This is a genomic window from Streptomyces sp. NPDC050743 (genome assembly GCF_044456925.1).
Classification (GTDB): domain Bacteria; phylum Actinomycetota; class Actinomycetes; order Streptomycetales; family Streptomycetaceae; genus Streptomyces.
In genome coordinates this window covers 38,373-64,740 of the sequence record NZ_JBITGJ010000050.1, presented here as the reverse complement: position 1 = coordinate 64,740, position 26,368 = coordinate 38,373, and the positions used below count along the sequence as shown (strand labels likewise).

General features: G+C 70.8%; 27 protein-coding genes and 1 pseudogene. 11 read left to right on the top strand and 17 right to left on the bottom strand.

Annotated elements, in window-relative coordinates:
• Positions 1-477: 477 nt before the first annotated feature.
• From ACIBJF_RS34190 to ACIBJF_RS34180, 3 genes are all read right to left on the bottom strand, one after another.
• Entirely contained in the window at positions 478-876 is a 399-nt protein-coding gene (locus tag ACIBJF_RS34190) for a PIN domain-containing protein (RefSeq protein ID WP_399179635.1), read from the bottom strand.
• Entirely contained in the window at positions 873-1,154 is a 282-nt protein-coding gene (locus ACIBJF_RS34185) for a hypothetical protein (protein WP_399179633.1), read from the bottom strand. Before ACIBJF_RS34185 ends, ACIBJF_RS34190 begins: the two co-directional genes overlap by 4 nt.
• A gap of 750 nt (positions 1,155-1,904) precedes the next feature.
• On the bottom strand, positions 1,905-4,175 hold the full coding sequence (locus tag ACIBJF_RS34180; RefSeq protein WP_399179631.1) for an N-acetylmuramoyl-L-alanine amidase: 2,271 nt from the start codon (positions 4,173-4,175) through the stop codon (positions 1,905-1,907).
• A gap of 459 nt (positions 4,176-4,634) precedes the next feature.
• On the opposite strand from ACIBJF_RS34180, the gene ACIBJF_RS34175 reads away from it, so the two are divergent.
• Positions 4,635-5,885, top strand: a complete 1,251-nt coding sequence (locus ACIBJF_RS34175; RefSeq protein WP_399179630.1) for a hypothetical protein — start codon at positions 4,635-4,637, stop codon at positions 5,883-5,885.
• A 92-nt stretch (positions 5,886-5,977) separates the two neighbouring features.
• On the opposite strand, the gene ACIBJF_RS34170 is transcribed toward ACIBJF_RS34175, so the two are convergent.
• From ACIBJF_RS34170 to ACIBJF_RS34160, 3 genes are read right to left on the bottom strand one after another with little or no spacing between them, the layout of a single operon-like run.
• Positions 5,978-6,847 carry a phosphatase PAP2 family protein gene (locus ACIBJF_RS34170; protein WP_399179628.1) on the bottom strand — a complete coding sequence of 290 codons (870 nt, stop codon included), beginning with the start codon at positions 6,845-6,847 and terminating at the stop codon, positions 5,978-5,980.
• Positions 6,844-7,662, bottom strand: a complete 819-nt coding sequence (locus tag ACIBJF_RS34165) for a polyphosphate polymerase domain-containing protein (protein WP_399179626.1) — start codon at positions 7,660-7,662, stop codon at positions 6,844-6,846. The genes ACIBJF_RS34170 and ACIBJF_RS34165 overlap by 4 nt, the downstream gene beginning before the upstream one ends.
• A complete protein-coding gene (locus ACIBJF_RS34160; RefSeq protein WP_399179624.1) occupies positions 7,659-8,312 on the bottom strand; it encodes a DUF4956 domain-containing protein in 654 nt (217 codons plus the stop codon). The genes ACIBJF_RS34165 and ACIBJF_RS34160 overlap by 4 nt, the downstream gene beginning before the upstream one ends.
• 157 nt (positions 8,313-8,469) lie before the next feature.
• Between ACIBJF_RS34160 and ACIBJF_RS34155 the strand changes: the two genes are divergently transcribed.
• Both ACIBJF_RS34155 and ACIBJF_RS34150 read left to right on the top strand, forming a co-directional pair.
• Complete coding sequence (locus ACIBJF_RS34155; protein WP_399179622.1) at positions 8,470-9,141, top strand: response regulator transcription factor; 672 nt, start codon at positions 8,470-8,472, stop codon at positions 9,139-9,141.
• On the top strand, positions 9,138-10,511 hold the full coding sequence (locus ACIBJF_RS34150; protein WP_399179621.1) for an ATP-binding protein: 1,374 nt from the start codon (positions 9,138-9,140) through the stop codon (positions 10,509-10,511). The genes ACIBJF_RS34155 and ACIBJF_RS34150 overlap by 4 nt, the downstream gene beginning before the upstream one ends.
• A 67-nt stretch (positions 10,512-10,578) precedes the next feature.
• Here ACIBJF_RS34150 and ACIBJF_RS34145 read toward each other — a convergent pair whose 3' ends face one another.
• Both ACIBJF_RS34145 and ACIBJF_RS34140 read right to left on the bottom strand, forming a co-directional pair.
• Positions 10,579-10,890, bottom strand: coding sequence for a hypothetical protein (locus tag ACIBJF_RS34145; RefSeq protein WP_399179619.1), 312 nt, complete (start codon positions 10,888-10,890; stop codon positions 10,579-10,581).
• Positions 10,891-10,983: 93 nt separating this feature from the next.
• Positions 10,984-11,820 (bottom strand): undecaprenyl-diphosphate phosphatase, encoded by an 837-nt coding sequence (locus ACIBJF_RS34140; protein ID WP_399179618.1) that lies wholly within the window; start codon positions 11,818-11,820, stop codon positions 10,984-10,986.
• Positions 11,821-11,915: 95 nt separating this feature from the next.
• Here ACIBJF_RS34140 and ACIBJF_RS34135 point away from each other — a divergent pair, with 95 nt between their 5' ends.
• From ACIBJF_RS34135 to ACIBJF_RS34115, 5 genes are all read left to right on the top strand, one after another.
• On the top strand, positions 11,916-12,305 hold the full coding sequence (locus ACIBJF_RS34135) for a BlaI/MecI/CopY family transcriptional regulator (protein ID WP_399179616.1): 390 nt from the start codon (positions 11,916-11,918) through the stop codon (positions 12,303-12,305).
• Positions 12,306-12,319: 14 nt separating this feature from the next.
• Complete coding sequence (locus ACIBJF_RS34130; protein WP_399179615.1) at positions 12,320-13,261, top strand: M56 family metallopeptidase; 942 nt, start codon at positions 12,320-12,322, stop codon at positions 13,259-13,261.
• A gap of 612 nt (positions 13,262-13,873) precedes the next feature.
• On the top strand, positions 13,874-14,383 hold the full coding sequence (locus ACIBJF_RS34125) for a SigE family RNA polymerase sigma factor (protein ID WP_399179613.1): 510 nt from the start codon (positions 13,874-13,876) through the stop codon (positions 14,381-14,383).
• 60 nt (positions 14,384-14,443) lie between these two features.
• On the top strand, positions 14,444-15,157 hold the full coding sequence (locus tag ACIBJF_RS34120; protein WP_399179612.1) for a hypothetical protein: 714 nt from the start codon (positions 14,444-14,446) through the stop codon (positions 15,155-15,157).
• Positions 15,158-15,277: 120 nt separating this feature from the next.
• A complete protein-coding gene (locus tag ACIBJF_RS34115) occupies positions 15,278-16,192 on the top strand; it encodes an amidohydrolase family protein (protein WP_399179610.1) in 915 nt (304 codons plus the stop codon).
• A gap of 59 nt (positions 16,193-16,251) precedes the next feature.
• Here ACIBJF_RS34115 and ACIBJF_RS34110 read toward each other — a convergent pair whose 3' ends face one another.
• From ACIBJF_RS34110 to ACIBJF_RS34070, 9 genes and pseudogenes are all read right to left on the bottom strand, one after another.
• Entirely contained in the window at positions 16,252-16,737 is a 486-nt protein-coding gene (locus ACIBJF_RS34110; RefSeq protein WP_399179608.1) for a hypothetical protein, read from the bottom strand.
• A gap of 130 nt (positions 16,738-16,867) precedes the next feature.
• Positions 16,868-18,088, bottom strand: a complete 1,221-nt coding sequence (locus ACIBJF_RS34105) for an RNA-guided endonuclease InsQ/TnpB family protein (protein ID WP_399179606.1) — start codon at positions 18,086-18,088, stop codon at positions 16,868-16,870.
• Positions 18,089-18,195: 107 nt separating this feature from the next.
• Entirely contained in the window at positions 18,196-18,501 is a 306-nt protein-coding gene (locus ACIBJF_RS34100; protein ID WP_399179604.1) for a hypothetical protein, read from the bottom strand.
• Positions 18,502-18,630: 129 nt separating this feature from the next.
• Complete coding sequence (locus ACIBJF_RS34095; protein ID WP_399179602.1) at positions 18,631-19,887, bottom strand: acyltransferase; 1,257 nt, start codon at positions 19,885-19,887, stop codon at positions 18,631-18,633.
• Between the two features lie 352 nt (positions 19,888-20,239).
• Positions 20,240-21,961: pseudogene (locus ACIBJF_RS34090) on the bottom strand (bifunctional polysaccharide deacetylase/glycosyltransferase family 2 protein); the annotation flags it as partial.
• Positions 21,962-22,095: 134 nt separating this feature from the next.
• The gene (locus tag ACIBJF_RS34085; protein WP_399179600.1) at positions 22,096-22,755 is read right to left on the bottom strand and encodes a hypothetical protein; all 660 of its coding nucleotides are present in this window, start codon (positions 22,753-22,755) and stop codon (positions 22,096-22,098) included.
• A 202-nt stretch (positions 22,756-22,957) separates the two neighbouring features.
• Positions 22,958-23,866: a BN159_2729 family protein gene (locus tag ACIBJF_RS34080; RefSeq protein WP_399179598.1), complete on the bottom strand. Its 909-nt coding sequence runs from the start codon at positions 23,864-23,866 to the stop codon at positions 22,958-22,960.
• Positions 23,866-24,369, bottom strand: coding sequence for a sigma-70 family RNA polymerase sigma factor (locus ACIBJF_RS34075; protein WP_399179597.1), 504 nt, complete (start codon positions 24,367-24,369; stop codon positions 23,866-23,868). Before ACIBJF_RS34075 ends, ACIBJF_RS34080 begins: the two co-directional genes overlap by 1 nt.
• A gap of 242 nt (positions 24,370-24,611) precedes the next feature.
• The gene (locus ACIBJF_RS34070) at positions 24,612-24,815 is read right to left on the bottom strand and encodes a helix-turn-helix transcriptional regulator (RefSeq protein WP_351803175.1); all 204 of its coding nucleotides are present in this window, start codon (positions 24,813-24,815) and stop codon (positions 24,612-24,614) included.
• A gap of 254 nt (positions 24,816-25,069) precedes the next feature.
• Here ACIBJF_RS34070 and ACIBJF_RS34065 point away from each other — a divergent pair, with 254 nt between their 5' ends.
• The 3 genes from ACIBJF_RS34065 to ACIBJF_RS34055 all read left to right on the top strand — a co-directional run.
• Complete coding sequence (locus tag ACIBJF_RS34065) at positions 25,070-25,624, top strand: helix-turn-helix domain-containing protein (protein WP_399179595.1); 555 nt, start codon at positions 25,070-25,072, stop codon at positions 25,622-25,624.
• Between the two features lie 114 nt (positions 25,625-25,738).
• A complete protein-coding gene (locus ACIBJF_RS34060; RefSeq protein WP_399179593.1) occupies positions 25,739-25,930 on the top strand; it encodes a hypothetical protein in 192 nt (63 codons plus the stop codon).
• A gap of 184 nt (positions 25,931-26,114) precedes the next feature.
• Positions 26,115-26,368, top strand: a 254-nt coding sequence (locus tag ACIBJF_RS34055) for a DUF5994 family protein (protein WP_399179591.1), incomplete at its 3' end; no start/stop codon positions are given.

Sequence of the window (26,368 nt, the reverse complement as noted above, 5' to 3'; positions counted from 1 at the left end):
TACTCATGTTGCTCTTGCTACTCACTACCTGTGACTGCTTCCTCCGGGACCATCCGTCCCAGTATCAAGCTGTCCGGCCGGCAGGGGGAACCTCAAACCATCCTGTCGTCGAGGGTGGCGCCCGAACGGTGCGTGTGCCTGGTGTGGCGGAGGTCGTAGACGCGGAAGCCGCCCCTGGAGGCCGACGACAGCACGGGACCGACGCCATCGGCCGAAGATGTGCCGCCCGAAGAGTGCGCCCTTCTCGGCAAAGCTTGCCAGGTGCCGCTTCACCTCCTTGCTGAAGGAAGGCCGGCAGGACGGCGGCACGGACGCCCGCGTCGGACTTGGTCTCACCGGTGACGTCGGGGCGGGCCACGAGGACTTCGTCCGGGCGCTGACGCAGGAGCGGGATGTGAGGACAGGAGGGAACAACCAGCGCGGTCAGCTTCATGGCGACCTCCGCACAGCGGGCGCCGTCTCTACAAGGCGCCTCGCTCAGGCCTTCTCGACACTCACACGTGGATGCTCGGCAGTGAGCAGCCCGATGTCTTCTACATCGGAAGTCAGGATCGTCACCCGGCCGGGATGCTGCAGGGCGGCCGCGCACAGCATGGCGTCGATGGCGTACTTGTGGCCATGCAGCCCCGCTGCGCGCAGCAAAGCGGCAGCGGATTGCGCGACGGCCTGTGTCACCGGCTCGACACTCAGGCGGGACAGGGTCCACTTCAGTGCGGCGTCGTTGATCTTCGGGTGGATCACCTCGACCAGCACGGCGGCTGAGGTGACCACTGGCAGGTCCGCGTCGCGAGCCGCCGTCAGCCACTCATGGATTTCCCGATCACGCTGTACGACTTTCGCCAGGCCCTCGCTGTCCAGGACCAGGGCACCGCTCACGCGGCCGCCCCAGCATTTGAAGCGCCGCCGGTCAGCCGGGCACGCTTGGCCGCCACGGCCTCGGGATCGGCCAGGCCGTGCACCTTGTCGAAGTCCGCGATCAGCTCGTCCAGGTTGTCCCGCTCGATCTGCCGCTGGGCCGCCTTCTCCAGGTAGGCCGAGACGCCCCGCTTGCCGACCCGCTCACGGATCGCCTGCAGAGTTCCGGCGGTCAGGGTGACGGAGATACCGCTGGTGGGGCCGTCGCCGGGCAGGAAGTCCACGTCGTCATCAGTCACTCTTCGAGTATGCCATTGAAAATGGCATAGCGGGCGGCGTGTGCGCGGGATTCGGACCGGATGACGGAGGAATCCAGTGCCGGAGGCTGGTGCGTGCTATGCAGCCGCAACGCCGCTTCAACAGCTGATCTCCGCGCGGGGCTGCCCGTGCACAATTGTCCCCTCAGTGCGCCGGCCTCCCGCCCTTCGGGATTCCGTGCCCTCCGCGTGCCGTAAAGGCGGAAAACCACACGACGGTCGCCGCGGCCCTTGTCTGCCTCCTCGGCGAGATGCCCTTCGGCGCCTACCGCATCGGCGCCACACGCTCGCTGCCCAAGTTCGCACTCACAACGGCACCCACGAAGGAGGGCCCGGATCCAGTCACGCGCATGGATGTCGAAGCGGTCAGCCACCCGCCAGTCCCGCAGAACCGACAGCGTGCCCCAGGCGTGCCCGTAAGAGCGGACAACCACGGTCAACAGCGGTGCAATCATGCCCGGGCAACGGCACCAGCACAACCAATCCGCGCAGGTCAGCAGCCCTACAGCCGCGCAAGCGCGTCGCTTCCCAAGCTGAGAGCGCGAGTTCGGTTCTCGTCACCCGCTCCATGAAGAAAACCCAGGTCAGTGGCCTGGGGTTTGTTTATTGTCTAGTCCAATTTGGGATGACGAGCCCGACCCGCCACACCGAAGGGGCCCTTGTCCCGCCTGGCTGACCAGGCGGGACAAGGGCCCCTGTGCCGTGCACCCCCGATCCGACGCGGGTGGGGAGTTACTTGATGTAGACGAGGCCGTCGGTCGTGACGGTGGGACGGCCGCTGGTGGCGACCACGACGATCTTGACGGTGTGCTTGGCGCTGCTGGACCAGGTCTTCGTCCAGATCGCCTGCCGGTAGAGGGTGGTGGAGGACTTCAGGTCGACCGTGCTGACCTTGACGCCGTCGACGTAGACGTACGCCTGGCCGGAGCTGGAGGCGCGGGAGACCACCCAGGAGGCGGAGCGGCCGGTGAAGGTCCAGGTGAGGCTCGCGCCCTTGGAGGCGCTGGAGTACGACTTCCCGCCCAGGTAGCTGGTGGAGGAACGGGTCGTCCAGCTGCCGGACTTCACCGCGGAGGTCTCCTGCAGGATCACCGGGGTGTAGGAGGGAGAGGAGGTGCGGTAGTTGCCGGCGTAGTCGTAGGCCCGCATCGACCAGGTGGCCGCGGTGCCGGACGCGGCCGTACGGCTGGAGCTGGTGGTGGTCGGGCCGAAGGTGGCCGTGCCCGGCGACAGCAGCTTCACGCTCTGCAGCGCCGCGTTGTCGGTGGCCTTCCAGCCGAGCGTGACCGGGACCGCGCTGGTGTTGACCGTGCCGGTGCGCAGCGAGAGGTTCGGCGTGGTGGTGAACGTCGGAGCGGTTGTCTCCGCCACCACGTTCACCGCGGCGCTCGTGGTGGTCTTGCCGGACTGGTGGACGGCGCGCACGGCGACGGTGTGGTTGCCGAGGGCCAGAGTGGTGCCGGCGGAGGTGGCGGTGCCGGCGACGGACGTCACGGCCTTGCCGTCGACCAGCAGCTCGAACTTGGAGATGAGCGAACCGGGCGTGGTGGTCGTCCAGTTCAGGGTGACGGCGCCCTTGGTGTAGTACGTCGAGCCGGACAGGCCCGCGCCGCCGACCGAGGCCACCTTCAGGCCCTGCACCGGTCCGGCCGCCCAGGCGCGGATGGTGGGCAGCTGGGCGTACAGCGCGTCGCCCGGGCACTGGGTGTTGTAGCCGTCGCGGTGGGCGGAGATCCGCTGGAACGTGTACGCGGTGCCGGCGGTGAAGCTGGTGCCGGAGTAGTTCTGCTGTGCCGCCCCGGCGTTGAGCTGCACCGTGCCGGCCGGGTCGGCGCCGTACTGGCCCAGCTTCCAGGCGGCCACGCGGGCGATGGAGGCCAGCGCGGCGTTGGATGCGCTGGTGGAGGTGTACTCGCCGAGCACCGCGATACCGGTGGACTCCCGGTTCCAGCCGTAGGTGTGGGCACCGAGCACCGGCAGGTCGACGCCGCCCTTGCGACCCTCGAAGATCGTGCCGCACTTGTCGACGAGGAAGTTGTAGCCGATGTCGTTCCAGCCGTTGACCTGCGTGTGGTACGCGTAGATGCCGCGCACGATGGAGGCCGAGTCGGCGCAGGAGTAGTCGTTGGCTCCGTCGGTGTGGTGAACGAAGATGGCCTTGACGTCGGCGTTGTACTCCGACGGGTCGGGGCTGAGCGACTCGTCGGCGCCCCAGTCGGCGCGCGAGGTGATCGGCGGCCGGGGCACGGTGGACGGCGGCGCGGACGGCGTCGTGACCGACGGGCTCGGGGACGCGCTCGTCGAATCCGAGGGGGACGCCGAGTCGGTGGGCGTCGCCGTGGTCGTGGTGTCGGTGGCAGCCGGCGAGCTGGGATCGGTCGGCGCGGGGGACGTGCCGGACTGGCTGTCCGTCGGCGTCACGGTCGTACCGTCGGTCGGTGCCGTGGAATCGGTGGGCGTGGCCGCTGGGCTGCTCGCGTCGGCGACGAACGCCGCCGGCTCGGTCGCCTTGGCCTCGGCGTCGGTCACCACGCCCGGGTCGACCAGGTTGACCTGGAGTCCCTTGGGCAGCGCGCCCGTGGTGCCGTCCTTGTGGACCACCTGGGCCTGGACGCCGTCGGAGGGACCGACCCACAGCGGCTCGGAGGCGCCGCGCATCCCGGCCTTGGGGTGCTCCGGCGGGTCGATGTTCACCTCGAGGTCCTGCCAGGCGCTCCACGCACCGCTCTTCAGGCTGCGGGTGCGCACCTGCGCCGTGCCGTCGAGCCGCTTGACGGCCCCCGTCCAGGAGACGCCCACCAGGGAGAACTGCCGCGTCTGGGTGCGCGACAGCTCCCGCTTGCCGCCCGTGGTCCCTTTGAGCGCGAGGTCGTAGACCTTCACGGGCCGCTTGGCCCGGCCCGCCGCACCGGTGCCGTCAGAGGGGCTGGCGACCGCGTACGTCACCACGCCGCCACCTCCCAGGACCACGGCACCGAGCGTCAGCCACGCCCGTCGTTTCAAGCTCAGCGGTCTGTACGCATGCGACGTACGACGACTCACGACGTATCCACCCCATCAGAAGGCCGGCAAAGGCCGCAGAGAAAAGTCACGTGGGGCACACCCATCACAGGAGTGGCCCACACCTACAGCGCAGCCCAACCGACGAACATCACGGGCAACACCGGCCACAGTGACGTAGATCACCGGGATGGAGGTGCGAGCCCCGAAACAGTGACCGTACGGTGCGCCGGCGGACCGTCAAGAAGCGTTGGCCGCACGGCAAAGAGACCCGGACACGGGTCAACTCGACCTGGAAGGCGACGATCGCGAAGGTGCCGGGCGGCACCCCCTGTCCCCCTGCTCTCGGTGGCCTCTGCTTGGATGTGCGCCTGCTGCCGCTGATCACCACAATCTGCGGGCGTACGCCCTGGTCAGGCGCATACGTGCGGGCGAGGCGCGGCGAATGACGAGGAGGGGGCCATGGGCACGAAGGAGCCGGACGACGGCAGACCGGCGGGGGATGCGGAGGGATCGCCGCTCTCCGACGAGGTGTGGGAGAAGTTCCTCCGGGACCACGAGAGTGATATACGGGCCGACGCACCCAAGGAGCCATCGGCCCGCGCCCGCATGGTCACCGCGCGGCTGCGGGAACAGGGCGCGCAAGCCGCGGCTCAACAAGGCGAGCGCAGAAGGCGGTTGCGGAAGAAGGCCGGGGCCGGCGCGGCCGGTCGGCCGTGGCAGCCGGAAGGCTGGCGGACCGGTCCGGCATGGCGTGGGCTGGACGGGCGGGCGACGCGACGGCGCCGGATGCTCAGCGCGGTCGGTGTGATCGCCGCGGTCGCCGTGGCCGTCGTCGCGGTCAATCCGAGTTGGGCGCTATCCCATCTGCCCGGCGGGCTGGGAGACCGATTCGCGTCCTCCGGCGACGCGCATGCGGCGCCCACTCCCCTTCCGCCGGAGACGGACCGGCCCACCGCGGCCCCATCCGCCGGGGAGCCCGGCGTGCCGACCCTGAAGCGGACGTTCGCGGGCTCGCCGGCCGAGCGGTGGGCGGACGGAGCCGACGCCATCGTGCCGCCGAAAGCAACCCCGGTGGGCACCCTGAGCAGGGCGCAGGTCGCCTTCGCGCTGAAGGAGACCAGGCAACTCCTCGTCGCGGCGAATCTCGATCCCCGCACACTGCGCGGCGGGCGCCCGCGGGAGGCGCTGGACGTGATCGACCCGCACCAGGCCGATCTGCTCGACCTGCTGGACACCGCGCTGCGCAAGCCGGACAAGCGCCACGACCCCCTGACGATGTTCAGCCGGTTCAACCCGCACGAACTCCGGCTCGTCGGCGATGTGGTCAAGGTCCGCGGCCGTATGACCTTCAAACGGGGCGAGCGCGACTCCGTCGTGGTGCACGCCGACTACACCTTCGTCTATCCCGTCACCCACGCCGGGGGCGGCTCCACGGAAGTGCAACGGGCCATCGTGCGCCGGGTGCTGGACACGGAGCTGCTCGACCCGACGAAATACCGAGTCACGCCCGGCAAGTTGGGCCTGATCCGCTACGACGAGCACATCTCGAACAGCGCCTGCGAGGTCTACGACGGCTTCCTCCACCCGCAGTTCACCACGGACGCTCCGAGCGGAGCGCCGGCGACCGGGCCGACGACGGACCCCTACGACCGCAGCAAGCCCCTCGACCCGAAGCGTGCCGATGTGTGCGGCACGGTCACCCGCACCTGAGGCGAGGGGGCACCTACCGGCTCGAGAGCAGTTCGAGCTTGCTCTGGCTGCCCGTGCCCGAGGGTGCGGTCAGCCCGACGAGGGTCTGGGCTTCAGCGGATTCGGTGTCCGCTGACGGCGAGTTCGTAGTCGCCGATCAGGTCGCCGAGCAGGGTGCCGGCGGTGAGGTCGCTGGTGACGTGGCCGGCCATGTAGAGGCGGGAGTAGAGGACTTCGTCCTGCATCCACTGGTAGTCCTCGGCGCGGTGCGGGGAGAGGGCGCCGAGGAAGGTGACGGCCGCCGCGGCGCGGGTCGCGTGCCGGGAGGGGTAGGAGTACGGGCCCTTGGCGCCGGGCTTGATGTGCTTGTCGGGGCGGAGGGACGGGTCCAGGACGAACGGGGCGGGCTGCTTGTCCTTGGCGGCCAGCTGGTCGCTGATCGTCTTGGCCAGCTTGAGGGCGGCCTTGAGCTCGGCCTTCTCCGCCGTGCCCTGCGCGGCGGGGATCAGTTCACGCCGGTCGTGCAGGTACAGCTTCCAGATGTCCTTCTTGCCGTAGAGCTCCAGCCAGGTCGCGGCCTTCTTCCCGGCCGCCGTGCGGGTCTTCGCCAGCTGCTGGTCCGCCCGGAGTTCGGCGGTGCGCTGCGCGGCCGACGGCGGTGCGGGGACCTGCTGTGCGGCCCAGGCGGCGAACGCCTTGTCGTCGCGGGTGGTGCCGTGCGCCTTCTTCCACCGGGCGAAGAGGGCGTCCGCCTTCGTGCGCTGGGCCGCCGCCTGCTTGCCGATCGTGGCGATCTCTGCGCCGGAGAAGAGCGTGGGCGGCGGGTTCTGCTTGATCAGTGCCGTGGCGCCGGGCTTCTTCTTCGCGGAGCCGCCGGTGGCGGCCGCGACCAGCTGCGGTCGCACCACGCCGACGACGACGGCCGCGACGGCGAGCAGCGCGATCAGGGCGTACGGCCATTTGATACCGCGCAGGACGTTCATGCGGCGGAGGTCCTTTCGCAGAGCGGTACCGTGCCCGCCCCGGTGGTGAAGTGGGTGCGGGCGAGGCGGCGTACATCGTTGTCGGGGAGGCCGGGGGTGAGCAGGGACCGGCCGACGACGTACTTGCTGAGGGAGACGGACCTGCCGCCCAGGTTCAGCAGCAGCCGGTCGGCCGGGGCCGGCCGGACCCCGCCCTTGGTCTCGATGAGCACGTGGCCGGGGTCGAGCGCGGCGGTGCGGTCGCCGTGGTAGCAGGTGAGTGCGCCGTCGAGGGTGACGCGGGTGCCGTGGTCCAGGTCGGCGAGGGCGGCGCGAACGTAACGGACCTCTGCGGCGGGGGCCAGCTCCTTGGCCGTGACAAGGATGCCGGACGCGGCCAGCACCTCGTCTATGAACTCGGCAGCTTGCGCGCCGAGTTCGCCGTACGCCGTGGCCGGTACCTTGAGGGCGTGCTTGACCGTGGCACCGCGGCCGTCCTTGGTCTTCACCTCCACCCGGCACAGCCCGTCCTCCGCGTACAGGCGGGTGCGGACCTTCCAGCGGCGGCGGCGCCGCTGCACGTGGGCCCGCCAGGCGCCGAGCTGCTCGGTGTCGAAGTAGGTGCTGAGGTAGCTCGTCGTACGGCGGCCGGACAGGTCGAGGACGCGGTGGCTGTCGGCGAGCCGGGCGACGAGGTCGCGGGCGCGGTCGAGCGGGAGGAGGTACTTGCGGTCGGTGCGGTGCTGGAGGGCTGCGGCCGCGTCGACCTCGGCCAGCGTCGCGCCGCGCAGTGCCGCAAGGCCCAGTCCGGCGGCGAAGGAGGACGCGGAGGTCATGACATCGTCACCTGCTCGCGCGGTTCGGCGTCCGGGGCGGCCGCCGGCTCGCCGGGCTGAGCGGGGTAGCGGGCGGAGACCCGGGTGGTCTCACGGACGTAGTCCACCTCGTCCACGACCACGGACAGGGGTGCCTGGCCGAAGCGGAGCGCCACGTCGTGGGCTATGAGTGCGGGCTCCGGGTAGATCCGGTCGAGGGTGAGCTTGACCGTGCGGGCCGGGGGCTCGTAGGACTTCGGGTCGTCCACCAGCAGCACCGCCAGCAGCACCACGGCGTCCAGTACGACGACCAGCCACATCTGCCGGTGCGGCAGCCCCGTGCACAGGGCGATGACCAGGGTGACGAAGGTGTAGGCGACGTCGCGTAGGGTGAACGCCGCGCTGCGCAGGCGGACCAGGGAGAGGATGCCGAAGAGGCCGAAGCCGACCCCGGCCGGGAACTTCCCGGCGCTGATCGTGCTCATCGCGGCGAACAGGCCGACGTTCAGCACGGCCAGGACCAGCGGCATCGCCGGGGCGCTGGGGCGGCGCCGGTAGAGCCGGCCGACCAGGATCAGCAGCGCGATGACATCGAGACCGCCGCGGGTCATCAGGTCCATGGGCGCTATGTGGCCGGCGATGCCCTTGGCGGCGAGCACCAGTTCGTGCATGTCTGTCCCTTCCGTTCCGGCGCGGAGGAACGGCGGACCGGTCGCGATCCGCGGAGCACCGCGACGTGAACGACGGTAGGGAAGTCACATGAACAGACCATGAAGTCTCCCCGGCGCGTGAAATCCGGACACCGCGCGGGCGGCTAGCCTGACCGGTATGCACTACGTGGTCGTCGACGACGAGACCCGCCTCACGGACCTGGTCGTCCGCTACCTCACCGAATCCGGACACACCGCCGAGGGCCACTACGACGGGCCGTCCGGGCTCGCCGCCGCACGTGACCCGCGCGTGGACGCCGTGGTCCTCGACGTCATGCTGCCGGGCATGGACGGGGTCGAGGTGTGCCGGACCCTGCGCGACGAAGGCATCGACATCCCCGTCATCCTGCTCACCGCGCGCGCCGCGATCAGTGAGCGGGTCGCCGGCCTTGACGCCGGCGCCGACGACTACCTGGTCAAGCCGTTCGCCATGGAGGAGCTGCAGGCCCGGCTGCGCGCGATATCCCGGCGCCGCCCCGAGCACTCCGGGCGCCTGAAGGTCGGCGACCTCGTCCTCGACCCCGAGCGGCAGCGCGTCTGGCGGGGGGACACCGAACTCGACCTCTCCCGCCGCGAGTTCGACGTACTGAGGGTGCTGATGGCGAACGCCGGGCGCGTGGTCACACGCCTCCAGCTCCTCGACGAGGTCTGGGACGGCGAGACCGACCTGCGCAGCAACGCCATCGACGTCCACGTCTCCAAGGTGCGCGCCAAGGTCGACCGCGCCTTCGGCCGTACGACGATCACGACCCTGCGCGGACGCGGCTACCGCCTGGAGACCACCCCATGACCCTGCGCGGCCGGTTGCGGTCGTGGTTCCGGCGGCTGCCCGTCGTCACGCGCCTCGTGCTGGCCGTCGCCATCACCATGTCCCTGGTGCTGGCCGGGACGGCCGGACTGGTCTACTGGCGGGTCAGGACCGCCCTCGACCAGCAGCTGAACGACGACCTGACCACCTACCGGCACAGTCTCGACCAGGCGGTGCGCACCGGAACCCGACTCCCTCCAGGCCCCAGCGGCAGCCTCCAGCAGGTCCTCGACGCACACGGCCGCGTCCTGCGCTCCAGCGACTCCCTCCGCCACCAGCCGCTGCTCACCCCCGCCGAACTCCGGGCCGTCACGCGTGGCGCCACGGTCCGGCGTGACGTCGGCTCCCTGCTCCCGATCACGCCCGGCACCCTGCGCCTCCAGGCGAAACGCGTCATGGCGGACGGACAGACCCGGATCGTGATCGCCGCCGTACGGCGCGGTCACCGTGACGAGGCGCTGCGCGAACTCCTCGCCCAACTGGCGATCGCCTCCGGCCTGACCCTCATCGCCGCCTCCTACGTCGGCTACCGCACCGCCCGCGCCGCCCTGCGCCCCGTCGAGCGCTACCGCAGCGGCGCCGCCACCCTCGCCGACGGCGCCCAGAACCTGCGGCTGGACGTGCCCGCCGACCACGACGACGAGATCACCCGCCTCGGCCACACCCTCAACCACATGCTCGACCGCCTCGAGGAGTCCGCCGAACGCGAGCGCCGGTTCGTCGCTGACGCCAGCCACGAACTGCGCACCCCGCTGTCCCTGCTGCGGGCCGAGGTCGACGTCGCCCTGCACCGCCCCCGCTCCGCCGAGGAACTCACCGAGACCCTGCGCTCCGTGGACGCCGAGGTCCAGCGCCTGATCGACCTCTCCAACGCGCTGCTGGACCTGGAGGAACTCGGCAGCACCCAGCACATCAGCCGTGCCCCCGTGGAACTCGCCGACCTCGTCGACGCCGCGGTCGCCCCGCATCTGCGCACCGCCGAGCGGGCCGGGCGGGCGGTGACCGTCGAAGCCGCCCGCGCGACCGTCGACGTCGACGCCCGGTGGCTGCGGCCCGCGATCGGCAACCTGCTCGACAACGCCCTCCGCCACGGACGCGGGACCGTACGCCTCACGGCCACCGTGGACGAGGGCATGCTGCGGCTGTGTGTCACGGACGCAGGGACCGGCTTCCCACCGGAGTTCCTGCCCCGTGCCTTCGACCGCTTCGCCCGCGCCGAGGCCAGCCGCACCAGCGAAGGTTCCGGCCTCGGGCTCGCCTTCGTCCACGCGGTGGCCACCGCCCACGGGGGCACCGCACACGCCGAGAACACCGGGCCGGGGGCCTCCGTCGTCCTCGACCTGCCCTGCTGACCAGCGCACTGGTCTCGCCCCCCACAAGGGACGTTCGGCGTACGCGCACCCAGCGAGATGATCTCTTTCAGCTGTCCGTCTCGGACTGGGGTGGAGCTGGCACCGGGCGCCGGTGCACGAACGCGACCACGGCACCGGTCCCGATCAGCACGGCGAGCGCCCCGCAGCCGTAGGTGAGCGTGGCGAGCGAGGCGGCGGCTGCGACAGCCAAGGGCCCGCTCGCGTCGCCCAGCTCACGGCCGAGCAGCACCGGGCGGGCGCCGATCCGGTCGGCGAGGGTGCCGGACACCCGCTCGAGGAGCACCTCGGCGCCGTCGTACAGCGCGGGCAGCCCGCCCGGCACCAGCACGGAGGTGACTTGGTGAATCCGGCCGCGCACGGCGGCCACATCCGCCGGGCCGGAGCCGCCTGCGCAGCGTCACATCCTCTGTCGTACCGAGTAGTCGTGAACCGAGTTTTACCGAGTAGTCGGTCAGGCGGTGAGCACCCCGGTGGTCAGAAGTCCGAGCAGCGCCACGCCGACGACGATCCGGTAGACCACGAACGCGTTGAAGGAGTGCTTGGCGACGAACTTCAGCAGCCAGGCGATGGAGGCGTAGGCGACCACGAAGGAGACCGCGGTGCCCACGGCGAGCGGCACGGCGCCGACTCCGGCACCCACGGCGTCCTTCAGCTCATACAGTCCGGCACCGGTCAGGGCCGGAATGCCGAGGAAGAACGACAGCCGGGTCGCTGCCACCCGGTCCAGATCCAGGACGAGCGCCGTGGACATCGTGGCGCCGGAGCGGGAGAAGCCCGGGAAGAGCAGGGCGAGGATCTGGGCGCTGCCCACCAGCATCGCGTCCTTCAGCGAGGTGTCGTCCTCGCCGCGCTTGTGCCGGCCCATCTGGTCGGCTGCCCACATCACACCCGAGCCGACGATCAGCGAGCCCGCCACCACCCACAGCGATCCCAGCGGCCCCTCGACGAGCTTCTTGGCGGCAAGGCCGACCACGACGATCGGGATGGTGGCGTAGATGACCCACCAGGCGAACTTGTAGTCGTGGTGGTAGCGCTCCTCGCGATCGGCGAGGCCGCGGCCCCATGCGGAGACGATCCGCACGATGTCCTTGAAGAAGTACAGGAGCACGGCGGCGATGGCGCCGACCTGGATGACGGCGGTGAAGCCGACCACGGAGGTGTCGTCGACCGGGATGCCCATCAGCCCCTCGGTGATCTTCAGATGGCCGGTCGAGGAGACGGGCAGGAACTCGGTCACCCCCTCGACGACGCCGAGGACGACGGCCTGGCCAATGCTGATAGCGCTCATGGGCAATCCAATGGCACACTCGGGGGACGGGGGCTTTTACACGCCCGTAGAAGTTCTACACGACTGTAGAAGACAGACCGGAGAACGACAAACCCATGGGAGCCGACGCATCCGGACGGAGCCCGAAGCAGCCGAACGGCGCGCGCGAAAGCCAGATTCTCGGCCTGCTCCAGCGGGCCGATGCCGCGCTGACCCCGGGCGAAGTGACCGAACTCCTCAGTGGCGAGCTGACGTACAGCAGCGTGGTCACGATCCTCACCCGCATGCACACCAAGGGCCTGCTCACGCGCAGTGCGCGCGGGAGGGCGTACGCCTATGCCCCGGTCACCGACGACGCTGGCTTCGCCGCCCGCCGCATGCGCACGGTCCTGGAGGAGCGGCCCGACCGCGAGGCCGTGCTCGCCCGCTTCGCCGACGAACTGTCCGACACGGACGCCGACCTGTTGCGCCAGTTGCTCGGCGCCGAGCCGGACGCCGGCCGGTAAGAAGGGCCTCCCGGATGCGCATCGCCGTCTACGTGCCGCTGCTGCTGTCGTTGTTCGCCCCGCTCGGCGCGCGACCGCTGTCCGAGCGCTGCGAACCCCGCCTGGCCACCTGGCTGCTCGCCGCCTCGGCTCTGGTCCTGGGCGCGGCGAGCACGATCTCCTTGGGCCTGCTGGCCGTCACCGGCCTGATCCGCATCCCGCAGCTGGCCGACCTCGGCCACTGGTCGGCGCCCAGCGCGCAGCACGACGACCCGGCCCAGCTCCCCGTCTCCCTCGTCGCGGGACTGCTGCTCGGCGGCGCGATGCTCGCGACTGCCCGCATGCTCTGGCGCCGCGCTCACACGCTGGCCGCCGCAGCGATGGACGCGGCCTGCATGCCCGCGCGCGACGGCCTGGTCGTGATGGAGGACGAAGCCCCCGACGCCTACGCGCTACCCGGCCTGCCCGGCCGTGTCGTCATCTCCACCGGCATGCTGCACACCCTGGACGAGACCGAGCACGACATCCTGCTCGCCCACGAGCGCGCCCACCTGGCCGCGCACCACTACGCCTTCGTCGCCCTCGCCCAACTCGGCGCCGCCGCCAACCCGCTCCTGCGCCCCCTCGCGACGGCCGTCACGTACACCATCGAACGATGGGCCGACGAGAACGCGGCCGCTTCGACCGGCGACCGCAAGCGGGTTGCCCGCGCCGTCGGCAAGGCCGCCCTCGCCGCCCACCGCGCCCCGGCACTTGCCCGCGCCGCCGGTGCCGCCCTCGGCATCCTCGGCCGTCGCGGTCCGCTCGCCTCCGCGGGCCCGGTGCCCCGCCGCGTGGCCGCGCTCCTCGCCCCGCCGCTCGGGCGCCATCCGTTCCTCACCGCAGCGACCGCGGCCATCCTGACCGCCGCCACGCTCGCCACCGCCGAGGCCGCCCATGACCTCCACCTCCTGCTGCAGAGGGTCGGCGCCTCGTAAGACCTTCAACGGATGACGCCTCTGAGCGCGTCCACGCAGCCTGCGCCCGGAGCCGACCGCCCCATGGGCGCCTGCAACGGCCCGCTTTCAGACCTCGCCCATCCCATCGCAATCAGGCACGCCAACGGCAGCTCCGGCGGCCATCGCCTCGCTGCCCGAGTGCACTCACAGCCGGACCCCGAAACCACGAACACGCAGGTCAGAGCCGTAGAGCCCACCCAAGCGCCGTCGCTTCCCGAGCTGAGAGAATCACAGTCCGCGTGCCTTCCTCGGAGTTGGTGTCGCCGTGCACGCGCCGCCCATTCATCCGCTCCGGCTCGGCGGGGCGGACGCGGATCCGCAGGCTGTCGAGGACCTGGGCGACGGTGGCGATACGCCGCTCAGCCGCCTTCTCCTCGACAGCGCCCTCGATCCGGCCTCGGCCGTGATCGTCCTGGCGCCAGTGATCCGCAGCCGTTCGGCCCGCCAGGTGCCGCGTAGGCCGCCGAGCGGGCCGCGCCGGCGTCGCCGAAGGGAAGTTCGCCTGGCGCGGCGGGATTTCTGCTTCTCCGGGTGGGACGTAACCCCGCGGCCACAGCGTCTTCAGAGTGTGGACGACGAACAGGATCTCGGATGAAGCGCCGGTACGAAGAGGAATTCATGGCGTTCGCCGCCGCGCGATCCGCACCTCTGTTCCGCTCTGCGTGCGTGCTCACCAGCGGTGATGTGCACCTCGCGGAGGACCTGGTGCAGGACACGCTGGGCCGGATGTATGCCAGCTGGCGCAAGATCGCGCAGATAGACGACCCAGCGGCCTACACCCACACCGTCCTCGTACGGACCTACCTGTCCTACCGCCGCCGGCGCAGCAGCTCCGAACAGCCCACCGGCACCCTGCCGGACTCCGGTGCCGCCACCGAGCACGACGCCACGCTGCGGGTCACGTTGCTCGACGCTCTCGGCCGGCTCTCCGCCCGGGACCGGGCCGTGCTGCTCCTGCGCTACTGGGAGGACCGCAGCGTCGAGCAGACCGCCGCGATCCTTCAGGTCCGGCCGGGCGCGGTACGCAACCAGAGCATGCGCGCGCTCGCCCGGATCCGGGACCTGCTGGGCCACGACCTGTCCGAGCTCGTCAGCCCCTGACCCCGGTGCCGCGGCACCCACCTCACCCTCTGCGCCGACCCCGAAACGCGGTGACCCGCCATGCCCATCGAAGAAGACTTCACCGAAGCCCTCCGCACCACCCTCCTGACCGTCGAGCCGCCCAACACCCCGTCACTCGTACAGGCCGGTGTCCGCAACGGCCGGCGCAGGCGCCGCCGCCGCGCCACGGCCGTCGGCGTGGGCGGAGCAGCCGTACTCGCGCTCGTCGGGCTCGGCGCGACGGCCGTTCCCGGACTGCTGTCCGACGGACGGACGGCCGACCACACGCTCGCCGGTCCGGCGGCCTCGGCCACAACCGGCTCGCCCACGGCATCCGCCACCCCGAAGCCGACCTTCAGCGGCACACTGCCCGCCGACCGCGCCCTTGCCACCCTGACCGCGCTGCTGCCGACCGGCCTGACCCATTCGAGCCCGCCCGGCGGCGGGCGGTCCGGGCAGCTGTGGGTGGACGACGGCCACGGCAAGTCACTGCTCGAGGTGCACGTCTCCCGGCAGACCTCCACCACCGCGCTCCGCAGCCACGTCTTCGCCGGCACGAAACCCCTGGCCGACGGCACCCTGATCGAGTCCCGGCAGGCGTCACCCGGAACGGGCCCCGGGCACCAGGCGGTGAACGTACTGCGTCCTGACGGGCTCTACGTCACCCTCATGGAGTGGCAGGCACCGAGCCAGAACGCCCCCGCGACCCGTACCACACCGATCCTGACACTGGCCCAGCTGCGGGCCATCGCAACCAGCTCACAGTGGCGGTAACGCCCGCAGCGACCGGGCGGGTGGTACGGGGTACTACGGCTCCGGCGGCCTCACCGGTCGAGCCGGTTCGTCCGCCGAAGGGGTGGACCCGCCCCGCCGGCGAGGCCGATCGTGAGCGGCATGGACGATCACCGCAGCGCACCCGCCCACTCCGCCCGCTCCGCCGAGGCCGATGAGGTCCGTCGTTTCTGGGGCCGGCTCGGTCTTCCCGGGCTGGTCGACGTTCACACGCACTTCATGCCCGAGCGCGTCCTGCACAAGGTCTGGGACTACTTCGACACGAACGGGCCGCTGATCGGCGGGCTCGAGTGGCCGATCACCTATCGGAAGGGAGAGGCCGAACGCGCGGCCCTGCTCCGGGAGTTCGGCGTCCGCTCCTTCACGGCGATGCTCTACCCGCACAAGCCCGGCATGGCCCGGTGGCTGAACGGATGGGCGGCCGATTTCGCCCGCCGCACCCCTGGCTGTCTGCACACCGCGACCCTCTATCCGGAGCCGGGGGTCGAGACGTACGTCCGCGAGGCCGTCGAAGCGGGCGCGCGCGTGTTCAAGGCGCACGTACAGGTGGGGGCGTACGACCCGGCCGACGGACTTCTCCAGGGGGCCTGGGGGTTGCTGGCCGAGGCGCGGATCCCCGTGGTGATCCACTGCGGCTCGGGACCCGCGCCGGGCAAGCACACCGGTCCCGAGCCGATCGGGCGGGTGCTGGCGCGGCATCCGAAGCTGCGGCTGGTCGTCGCGCATCTGGGAATGCCCGAGTACGAGGAGTTCCTCGGCCTCGCCGAACGGTACGACCAGGTGCGGCTGGACACGACGATGGCGTTCACCGACTTCACCGAGGACCTCATGCCGTTCCCCCGCCGTGCCCTGCCCCGGCTCGCCGGGCTCGGCGACCGCATCCTGCTCGGCTCCGACTTCCCCAACATCCCCTATCCCTACGTGCACCAACTCCACGCCCTGGAACGCCTGGAGCTCGGACAGGAGTGGCTCCGGGCGGTGTGCCACGACAACGCGGCAAGGCTGTTCGGGCTGTGAAGCGGGCCCTTGCTTCGTGCCATCGGGCTCGGTCATCGTCCCGACCGAGCCCGGCACGGCTAGCGAACGTCCACGAAGTCGCCCGTCGCCTTGACGGCACTCGTGGTCATGGTGCCGCGGAATTCGTACCGCCAGTAGCGGTCGGCGGTCGCGGTGACCTTCGCGGTGGCGACCCCGGTGGAGTTCGTGGTGACGTACCCGAGCGACTCGTAGTAGTCGGTGCCCGGGCGGCGGAACTCGAGGTAGGCGCGCTGGTTCGTGTAGCCGTGGTAATCGTGGCTGTCCCAGTTGGCCCGGCTGAGCTTGCCCGTGGCGGTGATGGTGCCGCCCTTGGCGACAGGCTCGGGAGAGGCGTTGACGGTCAGCTTGCCGTAGCGCTTCATGAAGAAGGTGGTGTAGCCGTCCGTCTGCACGTAGTCCCCGTCGTTCGCGTGGACGTCGACGTTGACCTTCCAGATGCCGGCCAGCGCGTTCCTCAGATCACGCCGGGGGTCGATCGTGTAGTGCTTGGTGCAGACGGAAGTGGTTCCGTCTGCGGTGCACACCGCCGCCGCTTCCTTGGCCTTGAGTACCGCGTCGGCCTTGCCGAGGGTGGTTCCGTGGTAGAGCTTGAAGGCTCCCCTCCCTGAAGGGAGGGGATGCGTCGCCCTCCAGGGCTGAGCGGGGATTTACGGCTCAGGCCGCCACCGGAGCCGGCGGCTCGGGTGGTCTTACGCCCTCGACACCGTCCGGGTTCCAACCTGCCCGGACCAGCATCACGCGGGCGGAGTTCTTGTCCCTGGGGGACACGGCTCCGCACACGGTGCAGGTATACGTTCTCATCGACAGAGGCAGTGCGTGCTTGGTTCTCGCTCCGCACGTGGCACAGTCCCTCGTGGTGTGCGCCGGGTGCACGAGACGGACGTCCCGCCCGTGCTTGCGGCCCATCTCGACCAGGGCACGCTTCGTGGTGGCGATGGCGGCATCGGCCGCCTTGCGGGCCATGGTGGTCTTCGCCAGGAACCTCGGCCTGAAGTCCTCCACCGCGACCCCGTCGTGGCCGCGCATCACGGACTTGGCCCACTTGCGGGCGGTGTCCTCCCGCTGCCTCGCCACCTTCTTGTGCAGCTTTGCCGCCTGTGCCTGCGCCTTGCGGTAGCCCGCGGATGCGGGCTGTCCCTTCGGACGCCGCCGCCGGGCCATCATCCGCTGATACCTCGCCAGCCGCTGCGCGGCCCGCCTGCCGTGCTCGCCATGCGGCAGATCGTAGGCGTCGTCGGTGGTGGTGGCGGTCTCCTTCACACCCCAGTCCACCCCGAGCACGCGCCCCGTGGCGGCGAGCGGTTCGCTCTGCGCGGCAACGACGAAGGACGCATACCAGTGGCCGAGCGTGTCCTGGTACACGCGCACACTCGACGGGTCGGCCGGAAGGTCCCGCGACCACACCACCGTCACCACGATCCGGCCCGCAAGGTGCAGACGGCCGTCCCTGAGGCGGAAACCGCGCCGGGTGTAGTTGAGGCTGCACCGCGCCTCCCCCTTCTTCTTCCAGCGGGGCATCCCGGCCCGCCGGTGCATCGGCAACCGATCCTTGATGTCCTTCAGCGCCTTCGCCCTCGACCTGGCGAAGTCGCGTATCACCTGCTGCTGAGGCACGCTCGCGCCCTCAGCCAGCCAGGGCGTCGCCCCGCGTGCCTCGGTCAGCATCCTGTCCAACTGCCCCGGACCACACGTCAGCTTCTCGCCACCCGCTTTGCCCTGCACGTGGACCTGCCGGGACTTCGCGACGCACTCATTCCAGATCCACCGGCAGCGATCCCACTCGGCTTCGAGCCGGCGCCCGGCCGTGTTCGACAGGCGCACACGGAAGGTGTACCGGGCATGCCCGGCGTCCTTCGTGATCGCCTCCGTCGTCATGCATCCGAACCTACCCGAGAGCACTGACAGTTGAGAGCTCTCGATCATCGTGGGCGACGTCACCGCCGTGCGGGGCGGGGCGCCGGATCGCCCTGACAGCGATCCGGCTATCCCTGCCCTGCTCCGCAGGAGTCCGACTCCTCCCCGGCCTGAAGGCCGGGGCATCCTCGGAGGAACCCGGTGAAGTCCGCGGACTTGATGCCCGAGTCGTCGTCGGCCGTCAGCTTGACGGTGATCGTCCTCGAGTCGGTGGTGCCCAGGACGACGTCGTTGCCCGAGCCGCCCCCGCCGGTGATCCGGAAGGCGCCGACATCGGCGTTGCCCACCACCTCGGTGGCCTGCGCACCCGGAGTGAGGAGTGCGGCTGTGACCACAGAGCCGAGCAGGGCGCCGCCGATCGTCAATCTACGCATTGAGTCCCCGAAGGGTCAGGCCTCCCTTTCGGCAGGCCGCCCTTAAGTGCACGCAGTGTACGCACCGCTGATCAGGGGGTGGAGGCGGGCTGCCTGCGCAGGTCGACGGCAGTGGGCTCCGTGGCGCGGCTACTCCTGGCGGGCATGGCGGCCGGTCGGCCTCCCGGTTCCGTCCGGCCACAGCCAGGGGGTTCGCTTCGCGGCGATGTCCTCGATCCAGCCGAAGGCGAGGGCCGTGAGGGCGATCAGGGGCCAGACCAGGACGAACGTCCACAGCGAGTACGTCGCATCGAGCGCCGCCGTCGCGCGGTCGCTCTGCAGGAACGGCAGGTCGTACGCCCGGTCGATGATCGGGACCGTGGCCATGATCAGCAGGTTGTGCCACAGGTAGATCGTGACCGCGCGGTTGTTGGAGAGCGTGACCAGCTTGTCCCAGCGCGCCAGCCGGCCCGGCAGCCGCCGCCAGGACGGGGAGTACTGGAGCAGGATCGCCACGAAGCCGAAGGACCAGATGGCCTGCGCCAGGGGGATGTCGTTCAGGTCCCAGCCGTCGGGGCCCGGATGTCCCGACGCCCACCACAGGGCGAACACCATCGCCAGGACCGCGCAGGACACCACCTTGTACCGCGGGATCCGCTTCAGCATTCCCTCGTGGTGGGCGAAGCCGAGGACCCAGCAGCCGCCGTACACCGCGAAGTCGGTGACCACGTCGGCCGTCTCACCGGGGATTCTGACGAGGCCGGTGCCGACGATCGCCGTCAGTGCCGGCGGCGCAAGCAGCGTTGCCCACGGGGCGCGGCGGAACGCCCGCAGCAGCAGGGGTGAGGCGATGACGAACCACAGGTACGCGCGCAGGTACCACAGCGGGCCCGCCGCCTGGGCCGCCCATGTGCCTTCCAGCAGGCCCGAGTTGGAACCGAGATGCTCGGGGTACGGCGGAGTGCCGAGCGGGACGACGTAGTCGAGGAGTTCGACCAGGCCCCAGGTGCCGCCGTGGTCCGGGTCCTTCATCGGGTTCCAGCCGTCCGCGAACATCATGAGCAGCACCACCGCGCCGAACGCCCACAGCGGGGGCAGCAGGCGGCGGAGCCGGCTCCTGATCACGTCCCGTGCCGGACGGTTCAGCGAGCGCGCCGTCAACGAGCCCGCCAGCGCGAACATCACGCCCATGGACGGGAAGACGACGGTCAGCCAGGCCCAGCCGAAGAGGTGGTAGACGACCACGCGGACGAGCGCGATCGAGCGGAGCAGGTCCAGGTAGCGGTCACGGACCGGCTTCGACGCGGCCGGAGCGGGGGCGGACGTGGACGCCGGGCCCGGCTGCCGGGCGTACCCGGGTGGGTGCGGGGGCGAGCTCGCCTCCGCCGTGGACTGGTGTGTCGTCATCCGACGGGCCTCCGATCACTCCCGCTCCGCCCGGCTGCTGCCGCGGGACCGCGCCGGGGACCTCCACCACGCCGGTGCGCCGCAGCTTCTGCCAGCGCAGGCGGCCTCCGGTGAGTGCGGTGATCCAGGACTGGAGCAGGACGACGTACATCAACTGGCGATAGAGGATCTGCTGGAGCGGGAGGGAGATGAGGTGCGTCGCCTTCTCCCGGTCGAGCCGGAACGCGTACGCCGCACAGGCCGCCTGGACCGCCAGGACGCCCAGCCAGGCGACCAGCGTCTTCTGCGTGGGACCGAAGACCACCCCGTACAGCAGGAACACGTCGATCAGCGGGGCCAGCAGCGGGGCCACGACCGTGAACAGGGAGACGAGCGGCAGGCCGACGCGTCCGAACCGGCCCGACGGCCCCTTGTCGACGAGGGCGCGGCGGTGCTTCCAGATCGCCTGCATGGTGCCGTAGGACCAGCGGTAGCGCTGCGACCACAACTGCTCTACGGACTGGGGCGCTTCGGTCCAGGCACGCGCGTTCTCCGCGTACACCACCCGCCAGCCGTCGCGTTGCAGGGCCATCGTGATGTCGGTGTCCTCGGCGAGGGTGTCGTCGCTCATGCCGCCGACGCCTTCCAGTGCCGACCGGCGGAAGGCCCCGACCGCGCCCGGAACCGTCGGCATGCAGCGCAGGATGTCGTACATCCGGCGGTCCAGGTTGAAGCCCATCACGTACTCGATGTGCTGCCAGGCGCCGATCATCGAGTCCTTGTTGCCGACCTTGGCGTTACCGGCGACCGCGCCCACCCGGGGGTTCGCGAAGGGCTGTACCAGTTCGCGCACGGTGGACGGTTCGAACACCGTGTCGCCGTCCATCATCACCACCAGCTCATGGCGGGCGACCGCGAGGCCCCTGTTCAGCGCCGCGGACTTGCCCGTGTTGGGCTGGCGCTCGACGCGTACGTTCGGCAGACCCAGGTCCTCCACGATGCGGGCCGTGCCGTCGGTGGACCCGTCGTCGACGACGACCACCTCGATCGGGTGCTCGCTCGCCATCAGGGAACGGACCGTCTTCTCGATGCACGCGGCCTCGTTGTACGCCGGCACCAGCACCGACACCGGTTCGGTGACCGGGGCCGGACCCCAGCGGAAGTCCTTGCGGCGTACGCGGCGGGCATGCGCGCCCGACAGCAGCAGCATCAGACCGAAACGCGTGAGGACCAGCACGCCGATGACCACCAGCCCGACGACCAGGCCGTCGGTGACGTCGTCCGAGATGCGGACCAGGAAGATCCACGCCTTGCCCTGCCACAGGTTCGCGCCGGTCACCGGGGTGTTCGCGCCAGGGGTGTGGAGCGCCTCGCTGAGGTTCTGGAACCGGTAGCCCTCGGCCTGCAGCCGGGGCAGGAGCTCGCCCAGGGCCTCGACGGTCTGGCGGCGGTCGCCGCCGGCGTCGTGCATGAGGACGATCGCGCCCTTGCCGCCCTCGGGGGTGGCCCGGCGGACGATCTGGCCGACGCCCGGCTTCTTCCAGTCCTCGCTGTCGGTGTCGTTGACGACGGTGAGGTAGCCGCGGGAACCGACGTGCTTCGTCACCGGCCAGGACGCGTTGTCCATGGCATCGGCGAAGGAGCAGTACGGCGGCCGGAACAGGGACGAGCGGATGCCGGCCGCCCCGGTGAGCGCGAGCTGGCTCTGGGACAGCTCCCAGTCGATGCGGCGCTTGGACTGGTAGGAGAGGTCGGGGTGGTCGAAGGTGTGCAGGCCGACCTCGTGGCCCTCGGCCACCATGCGGCGGACGAGGCCCGGGTGTTGCGAGGTCATGGTGCCGGTGACGAAGAAGACCGCGTGTGCGTGGTACTTCTTCAGCGCGTCGAGGATCTTGGGGGTCCACGTGGGGTCCGGGCCGTCGTCGAAGGTGAGGACGAGCCGGTGGTCGGGGACGCGCAGGCTGGTCGTACGCCCGTCGCGGGTGTCGATGACCGGGCCGCCCTCGAGAATGCTCTGCGGCACCTTGTCGGTGGCGGCCTCGGGACGGACGCGGTAGTCGGCGAGGATCTCGCTGTGCACGTACCCGCGCAGCATCAGCATCGCCATCATGGCGAGGAGGACCAGCAGGGGCAGCAGGAGGCGCATGCGCAGCCGGGCGCGCCGGACGCTCGCCGCGTTCTTCTGCGGGTCCTCCCGAGCGGGAGCGCAAGGGCCGGGGCGGGGTGCCGTCACCGGACGATCGCCGGGGACGCGAGGCGGCCGGTGGAGTCGGCTCCGGCTCGTACAAAATCGTCGGAACCGCCGTCCGCCGTGGACGCGCTGGGGCCGGGTGTGACCCCGCCGCCGGAGGTGGTGGGGTCCGGCGAGGAGTCCTCCGAGGTGGACGGCCCGGGGTCCGGGGCATCGGTGGTGCGGCCGGAGGTGGGCTTGACGGAACTCGTCGACGGTTCGGGGGTGGCGGATGCCCCCGGGCCGGCGGCGCTGCCCGAGGGTGAGGGCGTTGCCGTCGCGGCCGCCGACGAGGTCGTACGGCTCCCGACCGGAACCCCGGGTCCGAAGGCGCCGTTCGCGGGTGGGGCCGGCTCGGCCGAGCCGCTCCGGGAGCGGGATGGCTCGGCCGAGCCGGAGGGACGCGGCGAGATGTCGACCCGCACTGCCGACGTGCCGGCGTCCCGGTCGGGCACCGGCAGCCAGGGCGCGCTCGAGTTGCCCGACAAGAGGGTGACGAGGATGACGACGGGGTAGGCCGCGCAGGCGAGTCCGACGGCGACGCCGAGGCGGCGGAAGCGGCGGCTGCGACGGCCGGACGCGTCGACGAAGACGGGCCCGTCGGAATCGTCCGCGGCGACGGAGGCGCCCTGGGCGGGCTGGAGCAGCAGGTCGTCCACGCCGCGCCCTACCACCACGTCCGCCGCCCACGGTCACGGCGGTGCGCCGCCGGCCGTGGTGAGGAGGGGAGTCGGGCCGCACCGCTTCGGGGGCGGTGCGGTGCGGCCCGTGTGCCCGAGACGGGCACAGCACCGGAGAGCACCCGGCGCAACCGGGCAAGAGGTACCAGATGCTCTCCGGAGTCGAGGGGGAATGCCGGGCTCACGCGTCGCCGCCCTCCTCGGCGCCGACCGGATCGGGGGCGAAGTGCGAGACCCCGGCCGCCAGATCGGGGGTGTAGCCGGGGGCGAAACAGGCGGCCCCGGCCACCGGACCGAAGGCGAAGCCGGCGGCCCCGGCCGCCGGGTCGGGGGCGGAGCGGGCGGCATCGGCGGTCAGCGGACCGGCGTCGCGGATGAGGTGTGTCAGGGCCGAGGGCTCGTCGCGGTCGCCCCGCCACAGCAGGGGTACGTGGTCCCGGGGCCGGAATCGGTGGTGGTGCCAGGTCTCGCCGTTGCGGTCGGTCAGCGGCCGTGCCAGGTCGTAGACGCGGCCCCACAGGAAATACGGTTCGCGGGCCGCCGCCCATGCCTCGCTGAGGAGGCGCGGCACGTCGTGCGCGACCAGATGCACCGGCACTCCCTCCCGTGTGCCGAAGGCCAGTTGCGCATATCCGGCCTGCCGGGTGTCGGCGTCCACCGGTGCCCCGATGACGGTGAGCCAGAAGTCCCAGTCGGCCAGGGACGCCGCCTTGATGCAGACCACCACGCGGTCGCGGTCCCACTCGATGGCCATGAGCTCCGGCCTGTGGCCGTGGAACTGCATCCCCAGCGCGGCCCAGACGGTCTTCGCCCGGGCGCACTTCGCCTCCCACGCCACCGCTTCGGCCTCCAGCGAGCCCACCGGCTCGGTCTCCGGTTGCCCGACGAAAACCGGGCCCTGCCACACAACCGCCGTGTCGCACGCCCGCCCCCGCTGCGGCTCAAGCTCCTCCTCGGCCGTCCCGGACGTCGGCCGCAACACGGTGTCGGCGTCCAGCGCCACGGCGAGCCTGACCGCCGCCTCCGCCTCGAAGGTCGCGAAGCACTCACGGAGGACGGTGGCGTCCGTACGGATGCTCCCGTCCTGCATCACGCTCCCACCGCCCAGGTCTCCCGGACCAGCTCGGTCAGGCTGCGCATGGCCCGATGCTGGAGGGACCTGACCGCGTTGGGCTGCCGGCCCATCACCCGGGCCGTCTCGGGCACGGACAGCTCCTCGAGAAACCTGAGCCGGAGGCAGGTGCGCTGGTGCGGGTTGAGCAGGGGCAGCGCGTCGCCGACGACCTTGCGGGCCTCCGCGGCCAGCAGGCTGTGCAGCACGGTGTCCTCGGCGTTGCCCTCCCCTTCGACCCACTCGCCGAACTCGCCGGTGGGCACCTCGCGGCGGGCCCGGCTGGAGGTGTAGTGGTCGGCGATCAGGTTCCGGGCGATCGTCAGCAGCCAGGCGTCGATGCTCTTGCCCTGCCAGGTGAAGGTCTCGATGCGGCGCAGCGCCCGTACGAACACCTCCTGGGTGAGGTCCTCCGCCAGGTCCCGGTTGCGCACCCGGCGGACGATGCCGGCGTAGACCGTGTCGCGGTGCTGGCGGTACAAGGCCGCGAACGCCTTCCGGTCGCCGCTTCTCGCTCGGGTGATGAGCTCGGGTTCCAGCCCTCTGAGAGGACCGGTCTCAGCCCAGGCTTGAGTCACTTGACTGTCTCCGTTCGGCTTGGGCATCGGCGAGGAAGCAGCGGGATACGGCCAACCCTGCCGACGGCCGGGAGACCGCCGTTCTCGGTTCCCTCCCCTGGGCTGCCGACCCCCGCCCACCCGACGAGACAGGAACGATTCCTCGCTCACGGCCCCTCCCTGGTGATGGCCTCGACGGGGATCTCCAGAGCTGCGGCGATCCGCCTCAGGGTCTCGGGGGTCGTACCCCGGCATCCTTCTTCGATGCGCATGATGGTGCTGGGATGCCTATCCGTGAGGCTTGCAAGGCTCCTCAACGAGTGCCCGCGCGCTTCACGAAAGGCGCGAATCGTGGCTCCGTTAGGTGTCACGGGGAGGACAGTAGCGAGTGACACACCTCACCGCAAGGAGTGAATGCAATCGGGAGAAGTGGGAATACATCACCGTGATGCGTTGACCAGGCTCGTCAACCGCACGGAGGTGTCCATGAACGTGTCACCGGCGAGCTGGGCGTGTCACTGATGAGGCTGAATCCACCGGGCAACGGATTACCGGCCGGGACCCCGACTCGTTACTGGTCAACAGCTTGAAAGTATCTGTATGTGTTGCCCTACGGTGAGGCATCATGACAACTGTGACCACCACCCCCCGAGACTGGAAGCGCCTCGCAGAGGCCATCCGTGACGCACGAAAGGCGCGCGGCTGGAGACAGGAAGACCTCGCGGAAGCTGCGGGGACCGGCTACTCCACGGTGCAGCGCGCCGAGTCCAGCGACGGCTACAAGACCATGCCGCTCACCATCGACAAGATCGAACGGGCTCTGGGCTGGGCACCCGGAAGCGCCAGGACGGTCCTGGAGGGCGGCACACCCACCCTTGTGACGGATTCGGCCATACCCGGGCCGGTCGCCGAGACCCCGGTGTCCGACTCCGAGGACGCCGCCGGGTTCGTCTCACGGCTCCCTGCCCGCATCCAGCACGAGCTGGCCGACGGGGAGCTCGTGGACACCGACGTCATCGAGTTGAAACGCAAGGGCATGCGGCTGATCGTCTTCGCCACGCGCGATCCCGAGCAGGCCCCGGAGAACAGAGCCGAGAAGGCCGAGGACATCCGGGAATGGACGCGTGTGCAGCGCCGGCTGCGCGGTCTCGCGTCCGACGGTGACTCCCTCGATAAATAGACATTTGAGGACTTTCGGCCAATCACTACACACGCGCTGTATTCGCGTGGTTCCATTCCGTCTACCTCTGGCGGGGTCTGACCGCAAAAAGGTAACTGGGGATGGGGTGTCCGCATGGAGACCAACGAATGGCGCGTGGAGCTAGTCCGGGGCATCCCTCATGGCGCGAAGGTGGTCATCGACGCGCCGGATGGCGAGGTCGGCATCGTCTGGGTCAACGAGGAGGAGTTCACCGGTGACGTGTCGGACTTACTCGCGGAGCGCCTGACGAAGCCCGCCTCGTGGCCCTGCCACGCTCCCGACTGAAAACCCCAGGTCAGCGGCCTGGGGTTTGTTGCCCCAGGCCGCACCGGCGGCATCGGGCGCGGTGTCGGGCCCACCGAGAGCTCTTCGCGCGGCGCGACCGGCGGTGCCGTTCCCGGAACGGACCGCGCAACGGAACCCAGCGCAACGCCGGCCGACGCGCACACCCTCACCCTGGTGGCCGGCCATGGCCCGCTGTACGGGGGCCCGGTGGCCGCGCTGCGACACACTGGGGCTCGAACTACCCCCGCCCATCGGCTCGTTGGCGCCGAACATGTGCACGACGGTACGGGTCATGGTGGACCCCGCCGATTGGGCCCGGCGCCCCGCACAGATCATGGCGCCCGGCCGACGGATCGCCGTGGAGCCGGCCGGACCCGGAGGCGAGACCCACCTCATCACCGGGGACTGCGGCACCGTAGGGCGCCGGGTGCTCCCCGT